19 protein-coding genes are annotated in these 18,072 nt (G+C 63.3%); 13 read left to right on the forward strand and 6 right to left on the reverse strand.

Annotated elements, in window-relative coordinates; all coding sequences use genetic code 11:
• On the reverse strand, nucleotides 1-239 hold a 239-nt coding region (locus BMY06_RS12405; RefSeq protein ID WP_143064416.1), incomplete at its 3' end, for an SDR family NAD(P)-dependent oxidoreductase.
• Between the two features lie 142 nt (nucleotides 240-381).
• Between BMY06_RS12405 and BMY06_RS12410 the strand changes: the two genes are divergently transcribed.
• From BMY06_RS12410 to BMY06_RS12435, 6 genes are all read left to right on the forward strand, one after another.
• Nucleotides 382-1,302, forward strand: coding sequence for a LysR family transcriptional regulator (locus BMY06_RS12410; RefSeq protein WP_074983408.1), 921 nt, complete (start codon nucleotides 382-384; stop codon nucleotides 1,300-1,302).
• A gap of 142 nt (nucleotides 1,303-1,444) precedes the next feature.
• Complete coding sequence (locus BMY06_RS12415; RefSeq protein WP_124263140.1) at nucleotides 1,445-2,419, forward strand: alpha/beta hydrolase; 975 nt, start codon at nucleotides 1,445-1,447, stop codon at nucleotides 2,417-2,419.
• A 35-nt stretch (nucleotides 2,420-2,454) separates the two neighbouring features.
• The gene (locus tag BMY06_RS12420; RefSeq protein WP_074983411.1) at nucleotides 2,455-2,859 is read left to right on the forward strand and encodes a nuclear transport factor 2 family protein; all 405 of its coding nucleotides are present in this window, start codon (nucleotides 2,455-2,457) and stop codon (nucleotides 2,857-2,859) included.
• Nucleotides 2,860-3,025: 166 nt separating this feature from the next.
• Nucleotides 3,026-3,760, forward strand: a complete 735-nt coding sequence (locus BMY06_RS12425) for an ABC transporter substrate-binding protein (RefSeq protein ID WP_065061604.1) — start codon at nucleotides 3,026-3,028, stop codon at nucleotides 3,758-3,760.
• 234 nt (nucleotides 3,761-3,994) lie between these two features.
• Nucleotides 3,995-4,882 carry an amidohydrolase family protein gene (locus tag BMY06_RS12430; RefSeq protein ID WP_074983412.1) on the forward strand — a complete coding sequence of 296 codons (888 nt, stop codon included), beginning with the start codon at nucleotides 3,995-3,997 and terminating at the stop codon, nucleotides 4,880-4,882.
• A gap of 80 nt (nucleotides 4,883-4,962) precedes the next feature.
• A complete protein-coding gene (locus BMY06_RS12435) occupies nucleotides 4,963-6,249 on the forward strand; it encodes an MFS transporter (RefSeq protein ID WP_065061602.1) in 1,287 nt (428 codons plus the stop codon).
• A gap of 97 nt (nucleotides 6,250-6,346) precedes the next feature.
• Here BMY06_RS12435 and BMY06_RS12440 read toward each other — a convergent pair whose 3' ends face one another.
• Complete coding sequence (locus tag BMY06_RS12440; protein ID WP_074983414.1) at nucleotides 6,347-7,240, reverse strand: LysR family transcriptional regulator; 894 nt, start codon at nucleotides 7,238-7,240, stop codon at nucleotides 6,347-6,349.
• Nucleotides 7,241-7,330: 90 nt separating this feature from the next.
• On the opposite strand from BMY06_RS12440, the gene BMY06_RS12445 reads away from it, so the two are divergent.
• Both BMY06_RS12445 and BMY06_RS12450 read left to right on the forward strand, forming a co-directional pair.
• The gene (locus BMY06_RS12445; protein WP_065061600.1) at nucleotides 7,331-7,981 is read left to right on the forward strand and encodes a 4-carboxy-4-hydroxy-2-oxoadipate aldolase/oxaloacetate decarboxylase; all 651 of its coding nucleotides are present in this window, start codon (nucleotides 7,331-7,333) and stop codon (nucleotides 7,979-7,981) included.
• A 77-nt stretch (nucleotides 7,982-8,058) separates the two neighbouring features.
• Nucleotides 8,059-9,453 (forward strand): MFS transporter, encoded by a 1,395-nt coding sequence (locus BMY06_RS12450; protein ID WP_074983415.1) that lies wholly within the window; start codon nucleotides 8,059-8,061, stop codon nucleotides 9,451-9,453.
• A gap of 414 nt (nucleotides 9,454-9,867) precedes the next feature.
• Here BMY06_RS12450 and BMY06_RS12455 read toward each other — a convergent pair whose 3' ends face one another.
• Complete coding sequence (locus BMY06_RS12455) at nucleotides 9,868-10,086, reverse strand: hypervirulence associated TUDOR domain-containing protein (RefSeq protein WP_065061598.1); 219 nt, start codon at nucleotides 10,084-10,086, stop codon at nucleotides 9,868-9,870.
• Nucleotides 10,087-10,182: 96 nt separating this feature from the next.
• Entirely contained in the window at nucleotides 10,183-10,731 is a 549-nt protein-coding gene (locus BMY06_RS12460; protein WP_161495570.1) for a GNAT family N-acetyltransferase, read from the reverse strand.
• A 247-nt stretch (nucleotides 10,732-10,978) separates the two neighbouring features.
• Here BMY06_RS12460 and BMY06_RS12465 point away from each other — a divergent pair, with 247 nt between their 5' ends.
• A complete protein-coding gene (locus tag BMY06_RS12465) occupies nucleotides 10,979-11,407 on the forward strand; it encodes a hypothetical protein (protein ID WP_074983419.1) in 429 nt (142 codons plus the stop codon).
• A gap of 136 nt (nucleotides 11,408-11,543) precedes the next feature.
• On the opposite strand, the gene BMY06_RS12470 is transcribed toward BMY06_RS12465, so the two are convergent.
• Complete coding sequence (locus BMY06_RS12470) at nucleotides 11,544-12,581, reverse strand: AraC family transcriptional regulator (protein WP_065061595.1); 1,038 nt, start codon at nucleotides 12,579-12,581, stop codon at nucleotides 11,544-11,546.
• A 150-nt stretch (nucleotides 12,582-12,731) separates the two neighbouring features.
• On the opposite strand from BMY06_RS12470, the gene kce reads away from it, so the two are divergent.
• The 4 genes from kce (at nucleotide 12,732) to BMY06_RS12490 (ending at nucleotide 16,756) form a co-directional block, all read left to right on the forward strand.
• The gene (gene kce / locus BMY06_RS12475) at nucleotides 12,732-13,685 is read left to right on the forward strand and encodes a 3,5-dioxohexanoate:acetyl-CoA acetone transferase (protein WP_074983420.1); all 954 of its coding nucleotides are present in this window, start codon (nucleotides 12,732-12,734) and stop codon (nucleotides 13,683-13,685) included.
• A gap of 90 nt (nucleotides 13,686-13,775) precedes the next feature.
• On the forward strand, nucleotides 13,776-15,122 hold the full coding sequence (locus tag BMY06_RS12480; RefSeq protein ID WP_074983422.1) for an MFS transporter: 1,347 nt from the start codon (nucleotides 13,776-13,778) through the stop codon (nucleotides 15,120-15,122).
• A gap of 40 nt (nucleotides 15,123-15,162) precedes the next feature.
• Nucleotides 15,163-15,903: a 3-oxoacyl-ACP reductase FabG gene (gene fabG, locus BMY06_RS12485; protein WP_065061592.1), complete on the forward strand. Its 741-nt coding sequence runs from the start codon at nucleotides 15,163-15,165 to the stop codon at nucleotides 15,901-15,903.
• A gap of 61 nt (nucleotides 15,904-15,964) precedes the next feature.
• Nucleotides 15,965-16,756, forward strand: coding sequence for an SDR family oxidoreductase (locus BMY06_RS12490; RefSeq protein ID WP_074983423.1), 792 nt, complete (start codon nucleotides 15,965-15,967; stop codon nucleotides 16,754-16,756).
• Nucleotides 16,757-16,790: 34 nt separating this feature from the next.
• On the opposite strand, the gene ssuD is transcribed toward BMY06_RS12490, so the two are convergent.
• Nucleotides 16,791-17,918 (reverse strand): FMNH2-dependent alkanesulfonate monooxygenase, encoded by a 1,128-nt coding sequence (ssuD, locus tag BMY06_RS12495; protein ID WP_065061590.1) that lies wholly within the window; start codon nucleotides 17,916-17,918, stop codon nucleotides 16,791-16,793.
• Between the last annotated feature and the right edge of the window lie 154 nt (nucleotides 17,919-18,072).

Below are 18,072 nucleotides of genomic sequence, written 5' to 3' on the forward strand. Positions count from 1 at the left end.
TCCTTGATCTGGGCGTAGAGCGCGTCGAGTTCGTTCAGCTTCGTCGAATCGACGCGTACGCCGGTCGCCTGGCCGCCGGCTTCGCGGATGCTCTTGACGGCGGCATCGAGTTCGGCCTGACGACGGCCCGTGAGGTAGACATGCGCGCCTTCGGCGGCGAAGCGCTGGGCGGTGGCGAGGCCGATGCCGCTGGTTGCGCCGGTGACGAGGGCGATCTTGTTGTCGAGTTTGCGTGCCATGGTGAAGCTCCTTTTGTTTCGTTCAGTGGATGTTTGGGTTGGGTGTTGCGTGCTGCGATGTGAGAAGAATATCGACGGGCCGGTCTTTTCGAAATAGAATTGATTGCAATCCAACGTTGCAGAAATGAAAAGATGAGGGGAAATGGCGAAGCTGCCTGATTTCGAAGGACTGGCGATGTTCGCGAAGGTCGCCGAGGAGGGCTCGTTCGCGGCGGCGGCGCGCGCGATGGGCGTGTCGGTGGCGACGGTCTCGCGCGGCGTGGCGCGTCTGGAGGACCGGCTGGGCGCGCGGCTCTTTAACCGCACGTCGCGCCAGCTGGCGCTGACCGAGTTCGGCCGCACGATCTGCGAGAAGGCGGGCGAGATTTACCGCCAGGCCGAGGAGGCGGAAAGCGCCGCGCGCGAAATGTCGGTGCAACCGCGCGGGCTGGTGCGGCTTGCCGTGCCGATGTCGTTCGGCTTGCGCTGGGTCGCGCCGCTGCTGCCGGGTTTCTTCCGCGCGTATCCGGCAGTGTCGATCGACCTGCATCTCTCGGATGCGTCGGTCGATCTGGTTGCCGATGGCTTCGACGCCGCGCTGCGGATCGCCGCGTTGCCCGATTCGTCGCTGGTGGCGCGGCGGCTGTGCGCGGTCACGCAGTTCGTGGTGGCGTCGCCCGAGTATCTGAAGCGCGAAGGGCGGCCCGCGCATCCGCGCGAGCTGGCGGATCGGCTGTGTCTCTCGTACGCGTATCGCGCGCGTAGTGATGTCTGGCGCTTCACGAACGACGCGGGCGAGGAAGAACCGGTCATGCCGACCGGCCCGCTGCGCGTGACGAACTCCGATGCGCTGCTGCCTACGCTTCTGGATGGGCTGGCGATTGCCGAGTTGCCGGAATTCATCGCGGGCGAATATTTGGCCGATGGCCGCCTCGAGGCGATTCTCACCGACTGGTCGCTGACCAGGGGCGGCCTGTACTTCGTCACGCCGTCGGCACGCGCGCGGCCCGCGAAGGTGGCGGCGCTGTCCGATTACTTCGCCGAGCATCTTTCCGATCCGACGTGGCGATGGCCCAAGCCATAAGGGGACGCCCATCATTGCATTTATGCAATGATGGGTTTTAAACACTTCTATTTCGCAAATATCTCCGGATCCGTATTCTCCTTTCCATCGGCTGCACGACATGAAGTCGCCGGCCACTCAACCACACGAAAGGAGAATCACGATGACCACGCAAGCCACCCCGAACACGCCCGACACCGCCACGGTCGCCTTCCTCGCGGCACTCAACAGCGGCACCGGTCCGGCCATCGAAACGCTCACGCCCGCCGAAGCGCGCGAAGTCCTGGCCGGCGCCCAGCGCAGTGTGGAAGTCGACGTCTCGGGCATCGAGGTCACGCGCCGCACGATCGAGCAGGATGGCCTGAGCGTGCCGCTCGTCGTGGTCAAGCCGCAGAATGCGCAAGGCGTGCTGCCCGTGTTCATGTTCTTCCACGGCGGCGGCTGGATTCTCGGCGATTACCCGACGCATGAGCGTCTCGTGCGCGACCTCGTGGTGCAGTCGGGCGCGGCGGCCGTGTTCGTCGACTACACGCCGTCGCCCGAAGCGCGCTATCCGGTCGCGATCAATCAGGCTTACGCCGCGACGAAATGGGTGGCCGCGCATGGCGAGGAACTCGGCGTCGATGGCGCACGGCTGGCGGTCGTCGGCAACAGCGTGGGCGGCAACATGGCCGCCGTCGTGAGTCAGATGGCGAAGGACCGCAACGGCCCGGCCATCCGCTTCCAGGGCCTCATGTGGCCGGTGACGGACCACGCATTCGACAACGCCTCTTACGAGGCTTTCGAGAACGGCTATTTCCTGAGCCGCGACATGATGAAGTGGTTCTGGAACGCCTATATCACCGACGCGACCGACGCAGGCGAGCGCAAGCAGCGCTATGCCTCGCCGCTGCGCGCCACGCTCGACGAGTTGAAGGGCTTGCCGCCCGCGCTGATCCAGACCGCGCAGTTCGACGTGTTGTGCGACGAAGGCGAAGCCTATGGATATCGGCTCGACCAGGCGGGCAACGACGTCACGACCACACAGTACAAAGGCACGATTCACGATTTCGGCCTGCTCAACGTACTCGCCGCCGACGCCCCGACGCGCGCCGCCATGCAGCAGATGGCGACGGCATTGAAAACGCGTCTGCAATAACACGCCCCCACCAACACGAATATCGAGAGTCCATCATGAACAACGCTAAACAACTGCTTGCCGCTTACCTCGCATCGATTCGCGACCCGCATGCGGCCGCCGCATTATTCGCCGACGATGGCGTGCTGGAACTGCCGTATCTGAAATCGCTCGGCATCGACGGACGCGCGCAGGGACCGAAAGCGATCGAAGGTTTTATTGCTTCGCTGATTGCGAAAGTGCCGGATTTCCAGTTCAAAAACGTGCGCTATCTGATTGAAACGCCGGAGCAGGTTTTCGCCGAATATGAAGTGGAAGCGCTCGTGCCGTCGACGGGGAAAATCTATCGGCAGATGTACGCGGGGCGGCTCGTTGCGCGCGACGGCAAGATCGCGCTGCTGCGTGAAGCGCTCGATACGGTGGCGGCCGCCGATGCATTCTCGCCGACGCGCGCCGATTGATATACGCGCGGGAGTCAGGCCGAGGGTTTGTGAGCCACGTGCGCCGTTTGTTTTAATATCGGTCGACACATCTTTTGCGCATGCACGAATGCATGCGCAAATTCACGAACCCCGAACCCCGAACGCCGCTGACCGTGCATCGTGCGCATCACGCGGCCTGACTACCATGTCCATTCATCCCGATATCGTCAAAGCCTTTGCCCCCACCGGCACGCTGCGTGCCTCCATCAATCTCGGCAATCCGATTCTCGCCAATCGCGATCCGCAAACGGGCGAGCCGTTCGGCGTCTCCATCGATCTCGCCCGGGCGTTTGCGAAACGGCTGGGCACACCGCTCGAACTCGTGGTGTTCGATGCAGCCGGTAAATCGGTCGAAGCGGTCAGCGACGAGCGCGCCGATTTCGGCTTTTTCGCCGTCGATCCGAAACGCGGCGAAACGATCGCCTTTACCTCGCCATATGTGCTGATCGAAGGCTTTTATCTGGTGCGCGACGATTCGCCGATCCGCAGCAACGCGCAGGTGGACGACGTGCGCCATCGCGTGGCGGTGGGCAAGGGCAGCGCCTACGATCTGTTTCTCACGCGCGAATTGAAGGCGGCTGAGATCGTGCGCGCGCCTACGTCGCCGACGGTCGTGCAGACGTTTATCGACCAGCAGCTCGATGTGGCGGCAGGCGTGAAGCAGCAACTCGAAGCCGATGCCGCGAAGGTGGGCGGCTTGCGTCTGCTCGACGAGCGCTTCATGGTGATTCGCCAGGCGATGGGCGTGGCGAAGCATCGTGGCGAAGCGGCCGCGACGGAATTGCGCACGTTTGTCGAAGAGATGAAACGCTCGGGTTTCGTGGCCGATGCGCTCGCGCGTCACGGCATTCAGGGCGCGTCGGTCGCGCCGAACGAATAACGCGCGTTTAATGCGAAGCGGCGTTGCGCGTGCAAATACGCGGAAAAATATATAACTTATGGGAATGGTTTATTGAAAATTAAACAATAGACATTATGAATTCGTGGCGGAACAATGGCGGCAAATACACCACGGAGACAGCCATGATTGACCGGGTTCTTGCGACCGCTTCCGCGCCGTTGCGCACGCGGTGTACGCCATTCCGCAAGACTCGTTGCCGCGCCTGAGCCTGCCATGAGCGAGCGAGACGCCATTCAGGCCGGCATCGTGCCGTTCTCCGCGGGAACGGCCACGCCGCATTTCAAAGCGCCGGATCTTGCGTGCGATTGCCACATGCATGTCTATTCGCCGCGCTTCGCCGTTGCCGCCGATGCGCATCTGAAGCCGCCCGCCGCGTCCCTTTCTGACTACCGTTCGCTGCAGCGTCGGCTCGGCACCACGCGCAACGTTTTCGTGCAGCCTTCGACGTATGGATTCGACAATGCCTGCGTGCTGGACGCGATCGCAGATACCCGCGAAACCGCGCGCGGCATTGCCGTCGTGAGCAATACGGTGAGCAGCGCGGTAAGCAGCGCGGTGAGCGAACGCGACCTCGACGAACTGAGCGCAGGCGGCATCGTGGGCCTGCGTTTCAATCTGGTTCGCTCGGGCACGGATGCGCTGCGCGATGCCGTGTCGCTGGCGCCTGCGCTCGCGGAGCGCGGCTGGCATCTTGAGATCCACGTGAACGGCGCGCAATTGCCCGGGCTGGCGGCGACGCTCGCGCGTCTGCCGTGCGATGTCGTCATGGATCATTTCGGACGCGTGCGCTTTAACGAAGGCGCATCGCAGCCGGCGTTCCGCGCGCTGCTTGCGTTGCTCGACAACGGGCGGACGTGGGTGAAACTCAGCGGCGCCTATCTCGACGCGCAAGCGACGCGCGCCAGCATCGTTGAGATTGGCCGCGCGCTGGTCGAGCATCGCGCCGATCGCCTCGTCTGGGGAAGCGACTGGCCGCATCCCGCCGCCGCATCGTTGCCGGACGACGCCGAGCAATTCGACTATTTGCGCGAATGGGCGCAAGACGAATCCACACGCGTACGGATTCTCGTTGATAACGCCGCTGCGCTTTATCGCTTTTAGTCGACGAAACACGTTCATAAACAGGAGACCGGATGAAGTCCACTTCATCTTATGCGCTGCCCCACGCCGGGCGTGCCGATATGAGCGTCGCAGCGCCGGACGTGCAGGAACAGGCGCAATTGTGTGAGCGCGCCGTGCGAAAGGCGTCGATTCGCTTGCTGCCGGTTTTATTGCTCGGCTATATCTTCAGCTATCTCGACCGTATCAATGTGGGCTTCGCCGCATTGACGATGAATCACGATCTCGGGCTCACGTCGGCGCAATTCGGTTGGGGCGCGGGTCTTTTCTTTGTTAGCTACGCGTTGTGCGAAGTGCCGAGCAATCTGGCCTTGCATCGATTCGGCGCGCGTCTCTGGCTGTCGCGCATCATGGTGACGTGGGGCGTGCTCTCGGCCGCGATGGCGTTTGCCGTCGGTCCTCATTCGTTTTACGCGCTTCGTTTGATACTCGGCGTGGCCGAAGCGGGCTTCTTTCCCGGCGTTGCGTTCTATCTGACTTCGTGGTTTCCGCGTGCGTATCGCGTGCGCGTGCTTGCGTGGTTCACGCTAGGGATTCCGCTCGCGTCCGTCATCGGCGGCCCGCTTTCGGGTGCGCTGCTGAGCATTCACGCATTCATGGGGCTCTCGGGCTGGCAATGGCTGTTTATCGCGCAGGGTTTGCCGGCGGCCGTGCTCGGCATCTGGGCGTGGGCCGTGCTGTCCAATTCGCCAAAGGACGCCACGTGGCTCAGTCACGAAGAGCGCGGCGCGCTGGTGAATCAACTGGAAAGCGAAGTGACGGCGAGCAGTACGCAAAGTTTTCGCAGCGCCGTCGCCGATCCGCGCGTGTTGCTGTTGACGCTCGCGCTGTTCACGCTCTCGACCGGCATCGCGGGGATCGGCATGTGGCTTCCGCAGATCATCAATCGTGAAGGGCTGGGTCTGTTCCGGACCGGCATGCTCTCGACGATTCCTTATGCGTGCGCCGGGCTGGCGATGGTCGTGGCCGCGCGATGGATGGACAAGGGCCGCGATTACGCCGCGAGCCTGACGATGAGTTCGGCGGTGGCGGCGTTGGGTTTCGTGGTGTCGGCCGTTTCGGATTCGGTCGGCGTCGCGCTCGTCGGCATCACGATTGCGATGATTGGCGTGAATATCGCACGCACGGCATTGTGGGCGATTCCGCCGACTTTCCTCTCGGGCGCGGCGGCGGCGGGTTGCATCGCGGTCATCAACGCCGTGGCCAATTGCGCGGGTTTTGCGGGACCGGCGATGGTGGGTGTCGTCAAGGAAATGACGGGATCGTTTACGGCCGGGTTGATGACACTGGCTGTTGCGCTCGCCGTGACGGCGGGTCTCGCGATTGTGCTTGGCCGTATTCGACGATGACCGTTTGCCAGGCATCGCGCGCGAGTCAATCCGCGCTGCTTGCAACGAGGAATGATCCATCGACGTGGCTGGCGGTTCGACTCGCGACGCTCGAATCCTAGCCCCTGCGTGTTGCCGACAATGCTTCACGAAACGTCGCAATCAGCCGATTGTCGTCGCCCGCGCGCGTGATCATGACCAGCTTCGTGCGCAGTTCGAGATCCTTGACCGGAATGAAGCGCACATCGCGTCGATTGTTTTTCGCCGTCGACCGCCCGACCAAAGTCGCGCCCAAACCCGCACCGACGAGCGCGAGCGCCGTATGAATTTCGATCGCTTCGTGCGCGACGCGCGGATCGCCGCCGGCGGCCTTCAATGCGGCCAGCAGTTGCTGACCGAACGGGCTGCGCGAGTCTTTCGGGTAGTGAATGAACGGCAGACGCGAGAGTTCGGCCGCCGTGACCGAACGCTGCTTCGCCAGTGGATCGCCTACCGGCACGACGGCGACGAACGGCTCGTTGAGCATGACGGTGTAGTCGAGATCCGGATTGGGATCGAGCGGGCCGATAAAACGCGCAATGCCGAGATCGATCCGGCCTTGCCGCAAGCGCTCGGGTTGATATTCGGAGAGCGCTTCGACGAGATCGAGATGCACATCGGGACAGCTTTCACGGAAACGCCGCACGGCCGCGGGCAGGATCGAATACGCGACCGAACGCACGAAGCCGATGCCGAGCCAGCCTCGCTGCCCCGATGCGATGCCTCGCGCCTCGTCGTCGAGCCGGCCGAAATGCGAGAGCAGTTCCTTGGCGCGCGGATAGAAATATTTGCCGAGCGACGTGAGTTCCATCGGCCGGCGCGAGCGATCGAACAGTTCGCCGCCCAGGTGCGCTTCGAGTTGGGACAACTGCATGCTGATGGCGGTCGGCGCGACGTACAGGGCGTCGGCGGCGCCCGACGCGCTGCCCGCCTCGACCACCGCACAGAAGTAGCGAACCTGGCGAAGATTCATTTTTATTGAACTAAGGCTCAGAAAACGATGTTTGATGTTGCTGAAACTTTATCTAAAACTAGCAGCACGATCAAATTCCAAAAATCGAACATGAGCAGTCACGAGACATCTACCGACCTGATCGCGGCGCTGCGCGCCCTTGGCAGCGCAACCGTCTACGAAGCCCAGGGCGCCTATGGCGCGCTCGACAGCGGCATCAAACCCATCCATCCCTCAATGTGCGTGGCAGGCCCGGCCGTCACCGTGGACACGCGTCCCGGCGATAACCTGATGCTGCATTACGCCATGCTGAAAGTGAAGCCGGGCGATGTGCTGGTCGTCGACGCGAAGGGCTTTCTCGAAGCCGGTCCGTGGGGCGACGTGTTCACCGAACTCGCGCTGCAGAAAGGGTTGGCGGGGCTCGTGATTCACGGCGCGGTGCGCGATGCGCGCACGATCATCGAGCAGGGTTTTCCTGTATTTGCGCGCGGGCTCTGCATCAAGGGCACGGGCAAGAATCAGCCGGGACGGCTGAACGTGCCGATCACGATTGGCGACGTGCAGATTCAACCGGGCGACATCGTCGTCGGCGATATCGACGGCGTGGTGGTCGTGCCGCAGCACGATGTCGCGCGCGTGGTCGAAGTGAGCCGGGCGCGCGAGGAAAAGGAGCTGGCGTTCCGGGCGAAGATTCGCGAGGGCGCGACGACGGTCGAACTGCTGGGGCTGGAATCAACCTTGCGCCGTTTCGATCTGACCTAGTTCGAGTTGCACTTCGTCGAGTCGACAAAGCGGACCCGGACGGGTCACGCCAGAATAGAAAAAATGGAGCGAGACACATGAGAAAAGACACGGCATTGCCCGCGTCGAATGCCCTGGCGGCTTCGGCGCGTCCCACGCGCTATCGTTGGGTGGTCGCGACCCTCTTTTTCCTGATCTATACGATTGCCGCCGCCGATCGCGCGAACCTCGGCATTGCGCTGCCGTTTCTGCGCAAGGAATTCTCGATGACCAACGCCGAGGCCGGCGCGCTCGTCAGCGTTTTCCTGATCGCGTATGCGTTGGCGCAATTGCCGTCGGCGCTGATCATTTCACGCTTCGGCGTGCGTCGCGCGCTGCCGATTTCGATGATCCTGACTTCGATCGCGACGGCGATGACGGGCGTCGTCGGCTCGCTCTTTTCGCTCAAGCTGTGCCGTCTCGCGCTCGGTTTCGCCGAAGGCCCGCTGCCACTCGGCATTGCGGCGACGATTAATAGCTGGTTTCCGGCGAAAGAGAAAGGCACCGCGTCGGGTTTGTTTCTGTCGTCCGTGAAATTCGGGCCGGTCATTACGCCCATTCTCGGCGTGGCGATTATTTCGGTGTGGGGCTGGCAAGCGATCTTCCTGGTGTTCGCGATGCCGGGCGTGCTGTTTTCGATCGTCTGGTATTTAATGGTCGCCGACAAACCGGCCGACAGCCGCGGCGTGAACGAAGCGGAGCGCGAACTGATCGACGCGGCAAGCCCGAAGGCGGGGGCGGCCATGCGCATCGAGCGCACGAAAGCGATGCCCTGGCTCGACCGGATCACGCGCGTGCGCAGCGAGAAACCGCTCGAAACGACGCGTGCGGTCGTGACCTCGTGGAATATCTACGGCTGCGCGCTTGGCTATTGCTGCCAGCTCGGAATTTCGAGCGTGATGCTCGCGTGGATTCCGACTTATCTGCTCAACGTGAAGAAGTTCAGCGTGGCCGGTACGGGTTTCGTGGCGGCGGCGCCGTGGGTGGGCGCGGTGGTCGGTAACATTCTCGGTGGCTGGCTTTCGGATCGCGCGCTCGGCAAGCGGCGCAAGCCCGGCATGATGTTCTCCGCCGTGGCGACCGCGCTGATGATGATCGTCCTGATTCAATCGCCTGCTTCGCCGGTATTGTATGGATTCCTGATCTTTATGGCGGGTGTCGCGCTGAGTATTGGATTCTCCGCGTATATGGTCTACCCGACGTCGTTTGTCGCGAAAGAGAAGTTCCCGCTTGCGAATGCCATCGTCAATATGGGCGGCCAGCTTGGCGGTGCGGCCACGCCGTTTATCGCGGGTCTGCTGCTCGATCATTTAGGCTGGGACTACGTATTCGGCTTTATGTCGGTGATCTCGGCGTTCACTTTCGTGATTCTGCTGACGATCACGGAGCCGCTCGAAACGGTAGCGCGCGGCGCCGTGCAACGTACTAGCGATCCGAATGTGAATCACGCATGATTCAGGTGCGTGCGCGTCGAACGGAGCGGCGCGCAGCCGCATGACTACGACATCGAATATGAAAAGCGCGGGCGCGTTTCGCACCGGGACATGCATGGTCGCGCGTGGATCGCCTGGCAGAAGGTGTATAGCCAGGCGCACAAACCCGTCGCACGACAGGACGTGGCCGTGGAGCAGGCGGTGCGCATCTTGCGCGCGCGAGCGGCGGCGCCGCGAAACTGGAGGTGTACAAGACCATCGGGCGCAACATGGTGGCGCGGCAGATTGCGTCGCTCGGGGTGAATCGCGGCGAGGGCGAAATGCGCGTGTGGGCGAACGAGGATCGAGTCGTTGCGCGCGCAGCGAGCGCAAAGACGAAATTGGGCCTCGTACAGAGGCCCAATTCACGCGTTCGACAGCGTCATGCGGTGCAGGTCAGTGCTTGTGCACCTTTTCCAGCGCTTCGGGGCGATGGACCGCGTGCTCGCCGCTCTTTTCACTTTCGACCTCGTAACGCGGGTCTTCCTTCGACGCAGCGACGTTGTGTCCGTCAAGCTCCGTGTCGCGGATGATTCTGCGGACAACCGTGCCAGTCGTCATGCCTTGCGGGGTGTTCCACGTCACGCGATCGCCAGTCTTGAGTCGATGGGACATGATTTTGCGCTCCGGTAGTTGAAACCTCGTTATCGGCGCATTCTGCGTTCCCGAGGTTGCGCGGGCGGATTTCGCGGTCGTTGTCGCGCGGGGCGATCAGTCCCGATGCGCTGTGCTGGCGTAGACGTGGCAATCCCGCGCGATCTCGCCGAACGCCGGAAGCCGGAGCCATTTGCGCAACATCCCTTCGTGCTGGAATCCCAGTTTATCGAGCACGCGCTGCGAGCGCGTGTTTTCCACGTCGCATACGGTCCAGATTCTTTGCGTATGCGGCGCGCGCCACAGCGATGACAGCGCCGCCGCACCGGCTTCGGCGACGAATCCGCGGCCCCAGAAGCGCTTGCCGATGCCAAAGTGGATTTCGGTCTTGTGGCCCTCGGGAATCGCGAGAAAAATGCCGATTGCCTCGTCGTCCTCGCGTGTGCTGATGACCCACGAAAATGGCGTATCCGGCCGTTCCCAGTCTTGCTTGCACCAGTTGTCGATCATCGCCTCGGTGCGGGCCACGTCCGCGTGAGGCAGGCGCTGGAGAAAGCGCGAACAGTCCACGTTTCCCGTGTAGTTCTCGAATAGCGCGACGGCGTCATTGCGACGCGCCCGGCGCAGACGCAGACGCGCCGTGAGTATTTCAGTGCGATCCGCCACCAGCCGTTTCTCCTGTTTGTTTTTTCGTTGGTTGCCGCCAGAAGGTGACAGCGATGTGACCGGAACACCCTTCGATCAGCCTCATATTTTCATTGACCGCCACGATAGAAATATGCAGGTCGGCCAATTCTTACCATCGAAACACGGGGTAACGTTACGGGATTTTTCAGAATGCTGCCTGACATCGTGAAAGCCTTATTGTTCAAACGCTGACCGATTAGCTGTTTCGAACAAGAGGAAATCACACATGAAGAAAAACCTGTTTGCTGTCGCTTCGATCGCGATTGCGGCGGCCGTGTCGCTGCAAGCGCGCGCGGACGAACCGTTGCCGCCGCCGCATGGCGGTCCGGCCTTCGCGGGTGAGCCGGGCATGTACCCGCCGTTCCCCGGTCCGGGCTTCGATGTCATCAACGATCTTGAGCAACTGCGCCGCCTTTACAGCCTCTCGGGCCACCCCGATGAGATCGTGCAGGTCTATCACGAAGTGCTGGACAAGTCGCATGATCCGGTCGTGCGTCGCTTCACGTACGATGCGCTCGCCCGCGAGCAGCTGAAGCCGGCCGATCCGGCCGCCGCGATCGCGACGCTGCACGCGAGCCTCGAAGAAGACGTCGAGCGCGCTAATAAGCCGCCGCGCTTCGAAGGCGCCGACAAGAAGGGCGCGCCGCGTCCCTGAGCGTCACAGCGGCCGCGCACGTCGACAGACGCAAGCGGCCGCACGACCTGCAAGACCCCGCTGCGGACGCTTCCACCGCGACGCACGCCTTACCGTCCCTTATCGTTCCTTCCGGCGATCGTCGCCGTTACGCGCGTCACGCCTCGCCATTTCCCCGCAGTTCGCCGGGCCCTTTGCCTGTCCATCGCTTGAGCGCCCGCCGGAAGTTGGCCGTATCGCTGAACCCCAGCAGCATCGCAATATCGTCCGTGCTCAGCGGCGTCGTCTTGAGGTATTCGAGCGACAGCGAGCGGCGCACGTCGTCGAGAATCGCCAGAAATGAGGTCTCTTCCGCGAGCAGGCGACGACGCAGCGTGCGCGTCGTCAGATGCATCGCATTCGCGACTTCGTCCATGCCCGGAAACACGCCGGGCTTGCTCATCAGGATCTGATAGACCTCGCCGGCCACGCCCGAGGACGTCTTCGCCTGCCCGATCAGACGGTCGCAGGTTTCCTGCAGCAGCGTGGCCGTGAGTTTGTGCGCGAGCTGCGGCTTCTGATCGAGAATCGCGCTGTCGTAGACCAGTTCGCATTGCGGTTCGCCGAACAGGCACGGGCAGCCCAGATACTCGCGATAGAGATCGGCGTGCGGCGGCGCGGGATACGAAAAGCTCGCGCGCACGGGCGGGCAGTCGTGTCCGGCCACGTCCTGCAGATGCGTGACGTGCTGCATGTACTGCTGCTCGATGATGAACGCGCCCAGCTCGCGCGAGGGACTCGACACGAAGGCATCGGGGAAGGTCCAGACCATCCGGTCCGGGTATTCGGTCCAGTCGATCGTGACCGTGGGCGTGGCGAGGCGATGGTATTTCACGCCCAGCTTGAAGTAGTCGCGCAGCGAGAGGCACGACATCAGCGCATAGCCGTACATGCCGTAGGCGGACAGATGCAGCCGCCTGCCGACCTTGAACGGCGTAGCCGGGTCGCACGCGAGCGACACCGCATTCCGGCACACGGTCGCGTACTGGCCGATCGACGTCATGACCGACGCATCGTAGATTTCGCCGATCTCCACGCCCGTGCCCTTGAGGCTGTCGGCGGGCGCAATGCCCTGTTCCGAGAGCACTTCCACCAGCGCGGCGATTTTGTACGGCGCGTAGATGCGCTCGTTGAGCGGTGGCCGGGTCGATGCCATGTCCAATCCTCAGTGTGTCCAGTTTGTCCTCAAGGGACGGTGGGATGTCCGAAAATGACCTTATCGGCGCGATCCTACCCGACTACCATCGCTATCACAAGACAAGCACAAGACAAGCACAAGACAAGCCGTATCGAACCAGGAGACGCGATGAGCGAAGCGAGCCGAAAGGTCATCATTTCATGTGCCGTGACGGGCGCGACCCATGTACCGTCGATGTCCGAGCATCTTCCGCTGACGCCCGCCTCGATCCGCGAGCAAGCCATCGACGCGGCGCGCGCGGGCGCGGCGATTATCCATCTGCACGCGCGCCACCCTGAAGACGGGCGGCCGACGCCGGACCCGGCCATCTTCGCCGAATTCGTCCCCGATATCGCCCAGGCCACCGACGCCGTCATCAACATCACGACGGGCGGCAGCACGCGCATGACGCTCGAAGAGCGGCTCGCCTATCCGCGTTTGCTGAAGCCGGAAATGTGCTCGCTGAACATGGGCTCGATGAACTTTTCGATTCATCCGCTCGCGCAGAAGATGACGTCGTGGCGTTACGGGTGGGAAAAGGACTTCGTGGAAGGCATGGAGGACATGATTTTCCGCAACACCTTCCGCGACATCAAAAAGATCATGCTCGAACTCGGCGAGCACGGCACGCGATTCGAGTTCGAGTGCTACGACCTCGGGCATCTGTACAACCTCGCGCATTTCGTCGACGAAGGGCTCGTGAAGCCGCCGTTCTTCATTCAGTCGGTGTTCGGCATCCTCGGCGGCATGGGACCGGACCCGGAGAACATGAGCGTCATGCGCACGACGGCGGACCGGCTGTTCGGCCGCGATCAGTATCAGTTCTCGGTGCTCGGCGCGGGCCGTCATCAGATGCCGCTCGTGACGATGGCGGCCATCATGGGCGGCAATGTGCGCGTCGGTCTGGAGGACAGCGTGTATCTGTCGAAGGGCGTCAAGGCGGAGTCGAATGCGCAGCAGGTCGCGAAGATCCGGCGGATTCTCGAAGAGCTGTCGTTCGAGATCGCGACGCCGGCGGAAGCGCGAGCGATGCTGGGTTTGAAGGGCGCCGACAAGGTGTCGTTCGAGGCCGCGCTGGCCTGAGGCTGCGGCGCGGTCGTTTGGGTTGTTCAGCGTTTCATGGCAGTCAGACACAACAAGACAAGAAAAGCCGGTTAATCAGGAGACACGGTTATGACGAGCGCTTCCGGTATCGAAAGCGCCGATGCGTTGCATCGGCAGGCCACGCGCAAGGCAATGGCGCGGCTCATTCCCTTGATGTGCGCGATCTATTTCATGTCGTTTCTGGATCGCACCAACGTTGCGCTCGCGAAAACCCAACTCGCGATCGACGTGGGCATTCACGCGGCGGCCTATGGCCTGGGCGCGGGGATCTTCTTCATCGGCTATGCGCTGCTCGAAGTGCCGAGCAATCTCGCCGCGCACCGTTTCGGGCCGCGCCGCTGGATCGCGCGCATTGCCGTGAGCTGGGGCGTGCTCTCGACGCTCATGATGTTCGTGCAGGGACCGTGGTCGTTCTACGGGCTGCGCGTGCTGCTCGGGATCGCGGAAGCCGGGCTGTTTCCCGCGCTGATGTACATGGTGACGCTGTGGTTCGCGACGCAGGACCGGCCGGTGGCCGTGGGCTGGATCTACACGGCGCCGGCGCTCGCGCTCGTCATCGGCAGTCCGCTCGGCGGCGCGCTGATACAACTCTCCGGACTCGGCGGCCTGCGCGGCTGGCAGTGGATGTTCATGATCGAAGGCTTGCCGAGCATCCTGGTCGGCGTGCTGCTGTATTTCAAGCTGCCCGATCGTCCGCGCGACGCGCGCTGGCTCACGCCCGACGAGGCAGGCGTGCTTGAAACCCGCGCGGTCATCGATACGCACGGTCATGCGGACCTGACCTCTGCCGACTGGGTCGCCGCGCTCAAGCGTCCGAGCACGGTGCTGATCGGCCTCATCTACTTTCTGAATCAGGTGGCGTTCGTCGGCCTGTACTTCTTCGCACCGGCCATGATTCACCAGATGAACGTGACGTCGCCATTCATGGTCGGCGTGCTGTCTGCGAGCGTCGGCGTGGGCTTTCTGCTCGGCGTGCTCGTGCTGCCGCGCATCCATCGGCGCGTGTCGAGCGATTGCGGTTTTCTCGCCTGGCTCACGGGCGGCGCAGTCGTCGGCGCGGCTGCGTATATGAGCGCCCACGATCCGGCGGCGCGCATTGCGTGTCTCGTCGTCACGGCGTTCTTCGGCGGCGGTGTGCTGCCTTCGTACTGGTCGATCGCCATGAAGCGCGTGCAAGGCATCCAGGCCGCCGCGGCGCTCGCCTTCATCAACACGCTGGGCCTGCTGGGCGGATTCGCGGGACCCTATCTGTTCGGTCTCGCGGAAGCGGTCTCGGGCCGCAGCGACGCCGGCTTCACGGTGATTCTCGTGGCGTCGATCGGCGGACTCGCGCTCGTGCCGCTGCTCGCCCGCGTGATTCGCCAGGAAAGCGGCAGACCGTCACTGGCGGTGCCGGCCGGTGGCGCGCAGCATTGACGTCATACACACGCAATCCAGTATCAAACAGGGAACCAGTATGAGATTAAAGGGCAAGGTGGCGATCGTCACGGGGGCGGGGCAGGGGATCGGCGCGGCAACGGCGCGCAAGTTCGCACGCGAAGGCGCGGTCGTCGCGATCTGCGATCTGAACGCGGACGCCGTGGCGCAGGTGGAAAGCGCATGCCGCGAAGCGGGCGCGCAGGCCAACGGTTATGTGCTCGACGTCGCGAACCGGGACGCCGTGGGGGCGATGGTCGCGGACGTGATCGCGCGTCATGGCCGCATCGACGTGCTCGTGAACAATGCGGGCATCACGCGCGATGCACGTCTGCAGAAGATGACGCTCCAGCAGTTCGACGATGTGATCGACGTGAATCTGCGCGCGGTGTTCAACGCGACGCAGATCGTCGCCGACATCATGGTCGAGCAGGGCGCGGGCGTCGTGCTCAATGCGAGTTCGGTCGTCGGCATTTACGGCAATTACGGGCAGACGAATTACGCGGCGTCGAAGTTCGGCGTGATCGGCTTCACGAAAACGTGGAGTCGCGAACTCGGGCCGAAGGGCGTGCGCGTGAATGCGGTTGCGCCCGGTTTCGTCGATACGCCGATTCTGTCGACGGTGCCCGACGCGGTGCTCGACAAGATGCGCAGCCAGGTGCCGCTCGGCCGCCTCGCGCAGCCCGAGGAAATCGCCAACGTCTACGCGTTTCTCGCGAGCGACGAAGCCAGTTATATCAACGGCGCGGTGCTGGAAGTGTCGGGCGGCATGACGCTTTGAATCCGGCCGCGCGCCGGCGCGGCCCGGATGATTCACCAAAGAACACTGAACGAGGTCATGAATGGGTACGTTGGATCTTCTGAAACCGAGACCCGGTTTGCGGGTGCTCGTGTCGGGCGCGGCGGCGGGCATCGGCGCGGCGATTGCCGATGCGTTTCTCGAAGCGCAGGCGCAGGTCGTGATCTGCGACGTGGACCCGGCTGCCGTCGAAGCGGCGCAGTCGCGCCATCCCGCGCTGCGGGCGAGCGTGGCCGATGTGTCGAAGCGCGAACAGGTCGATCGCGTCGTCGACGAGGCGGCGAGCGCGATGGGCGGCATCGATGTGCTCGTCAATAACGCGGGCATTGCGGGCCCGACGGGAAATGTCGAAGATCTGGACCCCGAACAATGGGAGCGTACGGTATCGACGAATCTCGACAGCCAGTTTTATTTTCTGCGGCGCGCGGTGCCGGTGCTCAAGGCGTCGTCGGATTGCGCGAGTATCGTGGCGCTGTCTTCGGTGGCGGGGCGGCTCGGGTATGCGTTCCGTACGCCTTATGCGTCGACGAAATGGGCGATCGTGGGACTCGTCAAGTCACTCGCGGTCGAACTCGGGCCGAGCGATATTCGGGTGAATGCGATTCTGCCGGGCGTGGTGGAGGGCGAGCGGATGAACCGCGTCATCGCGGCGCGCGCCGAGGCGTTGGGGATTGCGTTCGAAACGATGCGCGAAGCGTATCTGAAGAAGATTTCGCTGCGGCGGATGGTGACGGTGGAGGATATTGCGGCGACGGCGTTGTTTCTTGCTTCGCCTGCGGGCCGCAATATCACCGGGCAGGCGATTAGCGTGGATGGGAACGTCGAGTATTTGTGAGGGGCGTGTGCCCCTCACGGGGGGCACGCTTCGATCAGGATGCGGCTCTGGCCCGGCCGTCGAATGCGCCGCCAGTCTGCACGTTGCCGGCCGTCGTGACGGCCTGCTTGCCGGGCAGCAGCGGGAAAACGAGTTCGGCGAAACGCCACGCTTCTTCCAGATGCGGATAACCGGACAACACGAAGGACTCCGCGCCCGCATCGGCATATTCGCGCAGTCGCGCCGCCACGGTAGCCGGGTCGCCCACGAGCGCCGTTCCCGCGCCGCCGCGCACGAGGCCCACGCCCGCCCACAGGTTCGGGCTGATCTCCAGCTTGTCGCGTCGGCCCTGATGCAGTTCGGCCATGCGGCGCTGGCCCACCGAATCCATATTCGCGTAGTTCTGCTGCGCGCGCGCGATGTCTTCGTCGGTGAGCTTGCTGATCAGCGAGTCAGCGGCGGCCCACGCTTCTTCATTCGTCTCCCGGACGATCACGTGCAGACGCACCCCAAAGCGCACCTTGCGGCCGTATTTCGCGGCGCGCGCGCGAACGTCCGCGAACTTCGCCGCCACCGCTGCGGGCGGCTCGCCCCACGTCAGATACGTGTCGATATGCTCGCCCGCGATTTCGTGCGCCGCGTCCGATGAGCCGCCGAAATACAAAGGCGGATGCGGCTTCTGCACCGGCTCGATGAGGTTCTGCGCCTTCTCGACGCGAATATGCCGGCCGTCGAAATCGACCTGCTTTTCCGCGAACAGCCTGCGCCACACCGTGAGGAATTCGCCGGCGTGCTCGTAGCGCTCGTTATGCGAGAGGAACACGCCATCGGCGGCGAGTTCCGAGGCATCGCCGCCCGGCACGACGTTCAGCAAAAGCCGGCCGCCGAGCGCTTCGTCGAGCGTGGCCGCCTGACGCGCGGAAGCCGTCACATTGCCCAGCGAAGTGCGCAGCGCCACCAGCAGTTTGATGCGTCGCGTGACCGGCGCGAGACTCGCGGCCGTGACCCACGGATCGAGGCAACTGCTGCCCGTGGGGATCAGGAGGCCGTCGTAGCCGAGTTCGTCGGCGGCGACGGCGATCTGGCGCATGTACGCGTTGGTCGGCGCGCGGCCGGAGTCGGATTTGCCGAGATATCGCGTGTCGCCGGAGGTTGGCAAAAACCAGAAGATGTCGAGGCTCATAATGATTCGCTTCCTTAGGAGGACGGGCTGCGTGTGCTTGAGCAGCGATGGCGATCATTACAGCAGACGCGGTGTTCTCTCCCTACCAATGAGCAGGAAGTAGCTTATTCCTGCGAGGCACATGCCAGACGGGGCGGGCGCTGGCGGACCGTTC

This window comes from Paraburkholderia tropica, from assembly GCF_900109265.1.
GTDB lineage: Bacteria > Pseudomonadota > Gammaproteobacteria > Burkholderiales > Burkholderiaceae > Paraburkholderia > Paraburkholderia tropica.

Excerpts from the sequence above, each read along its gene's own strand:
- BMY06_RS12450 (WP_074983415.1), top strand. The coding sequence starts at position 8,059 with ATGAGAAAAGACACGGCATTGCCCGCGTCGAATGCCCTGGCGGCTTCG.
- BMY06_RS12425 (WP_065061604.1), top strand. The coding sequence starts at position 3,026 with ATGTCCATTCATCCCGATATCGTCAAAGCCTTTGCCCCCACCGGCACG.
- BMY06_RS12410 (WP_074983408.1), top strand. The coding sequence starts at position 382 with ATGGCGAAGCTGCCTGATTTCGAAGGACTGGCGATGTTCGCGAAGGTC.
- BMY06_RS12435 (WP_065061602.1), top strand. The coding sequence starts at position 4,963 with ATGAGCGTCGCAGCGCCGGACGTGCAGGAACAGGCGCAATTGTGTGAG.
- BMY06_RS12470 (WP_065061595.1), bottom strand. The coding sequence starts at position 12,581 with ATGGCATCGACCCGGCCACCGCTCAACGAGCGCATCTACGCGCCGTAC.
- kce (WP_074983420.1), top strand. The coding sequence starts at position 12,732 with ATGAGCGAAGCGAGCCGAAAGGTCATCATTTCATGTGCCGTGACGGGC.
- BMY06_RS12480 (WP_074983422.1), top strand. The coding sequence starts at position 13,776 with ATGACGAGCGCTTCCGGTATCGAAAGCGCCGATGCGTTGCATCGGCAG.
- ssuD (WP_065061590.1), bottom strand. The coding sequence starts at position 17,918 with ATGAGCCTCGACATCTTCTGGTTTTTGCCAACCTCCGGCGACACGCGA.
- BMY06_RS12430 (WP_074983412.1), top strand. The coding sequence starts at position 3,995 with ATGAGCGAGCGAGACGCCATTCAGGCCGGCATCGTGCCGTTCTCCGCG.
- BMY06_RS12440 (WP_074983414.1), bottom strand. The coding sequence starts at position 7,240 with ATGAATCTTCGCCAGGTTCGCTACTTCTGTGCGGTGGTCGAGGCGGGC.
- BMY06_RS12445 (WP_065061600.1), top strand. The coding sequence starts at position 7,331 with ATGAGCAGTCACGAGACATCTACCGACCTGATCGCGGCGCTGCGCGCC.
- BMY06_RS12420 (WP_074983411.1), top strand. The coding sequence starts at position 2,455 with ATGAACAACGCTAAACAACTGCTTGCCGCTTACCTCGCATCGATTCGC.
- fabG (WP_065061592.1), top strand. The coding sequence starts at position 15,163 with ATGAGATTAAAGGGCAAGGTGGCGATCGTCACGGGGGCGGGGCAGGGG.
- BMY06_RS12415 (WP_124263140.1), top strand. The coding sequence starts at position 1,445 with ATGACCACGCAAGCCACCCCGAACACGCCCGACACCGCCACGGTCGCC.
- BMY06_RS12455 (WP_065061598.1), bottom strand. The coding sequence starts at position 10,086 with ATGTCCCATCGACTCAAGACTGGCGATCGCGTGACGTGGAACACCCCG.
- BMY06_RS12490 (WP_074983423.1), top strand. The coding sequence starts at position 15,965 with ATGGGTACGTTGGATCTTCTGAAACCGAGACCCGGTTTGCGGGTGCTC.
- BMY06_RS12465 (WP_074983419.1), top strand. The coding sequence starts at position 10,979 with ATGAAGAAAAACCTGTTTGCTGTCGCTTCGATCGCGATTGCGGCGGCC.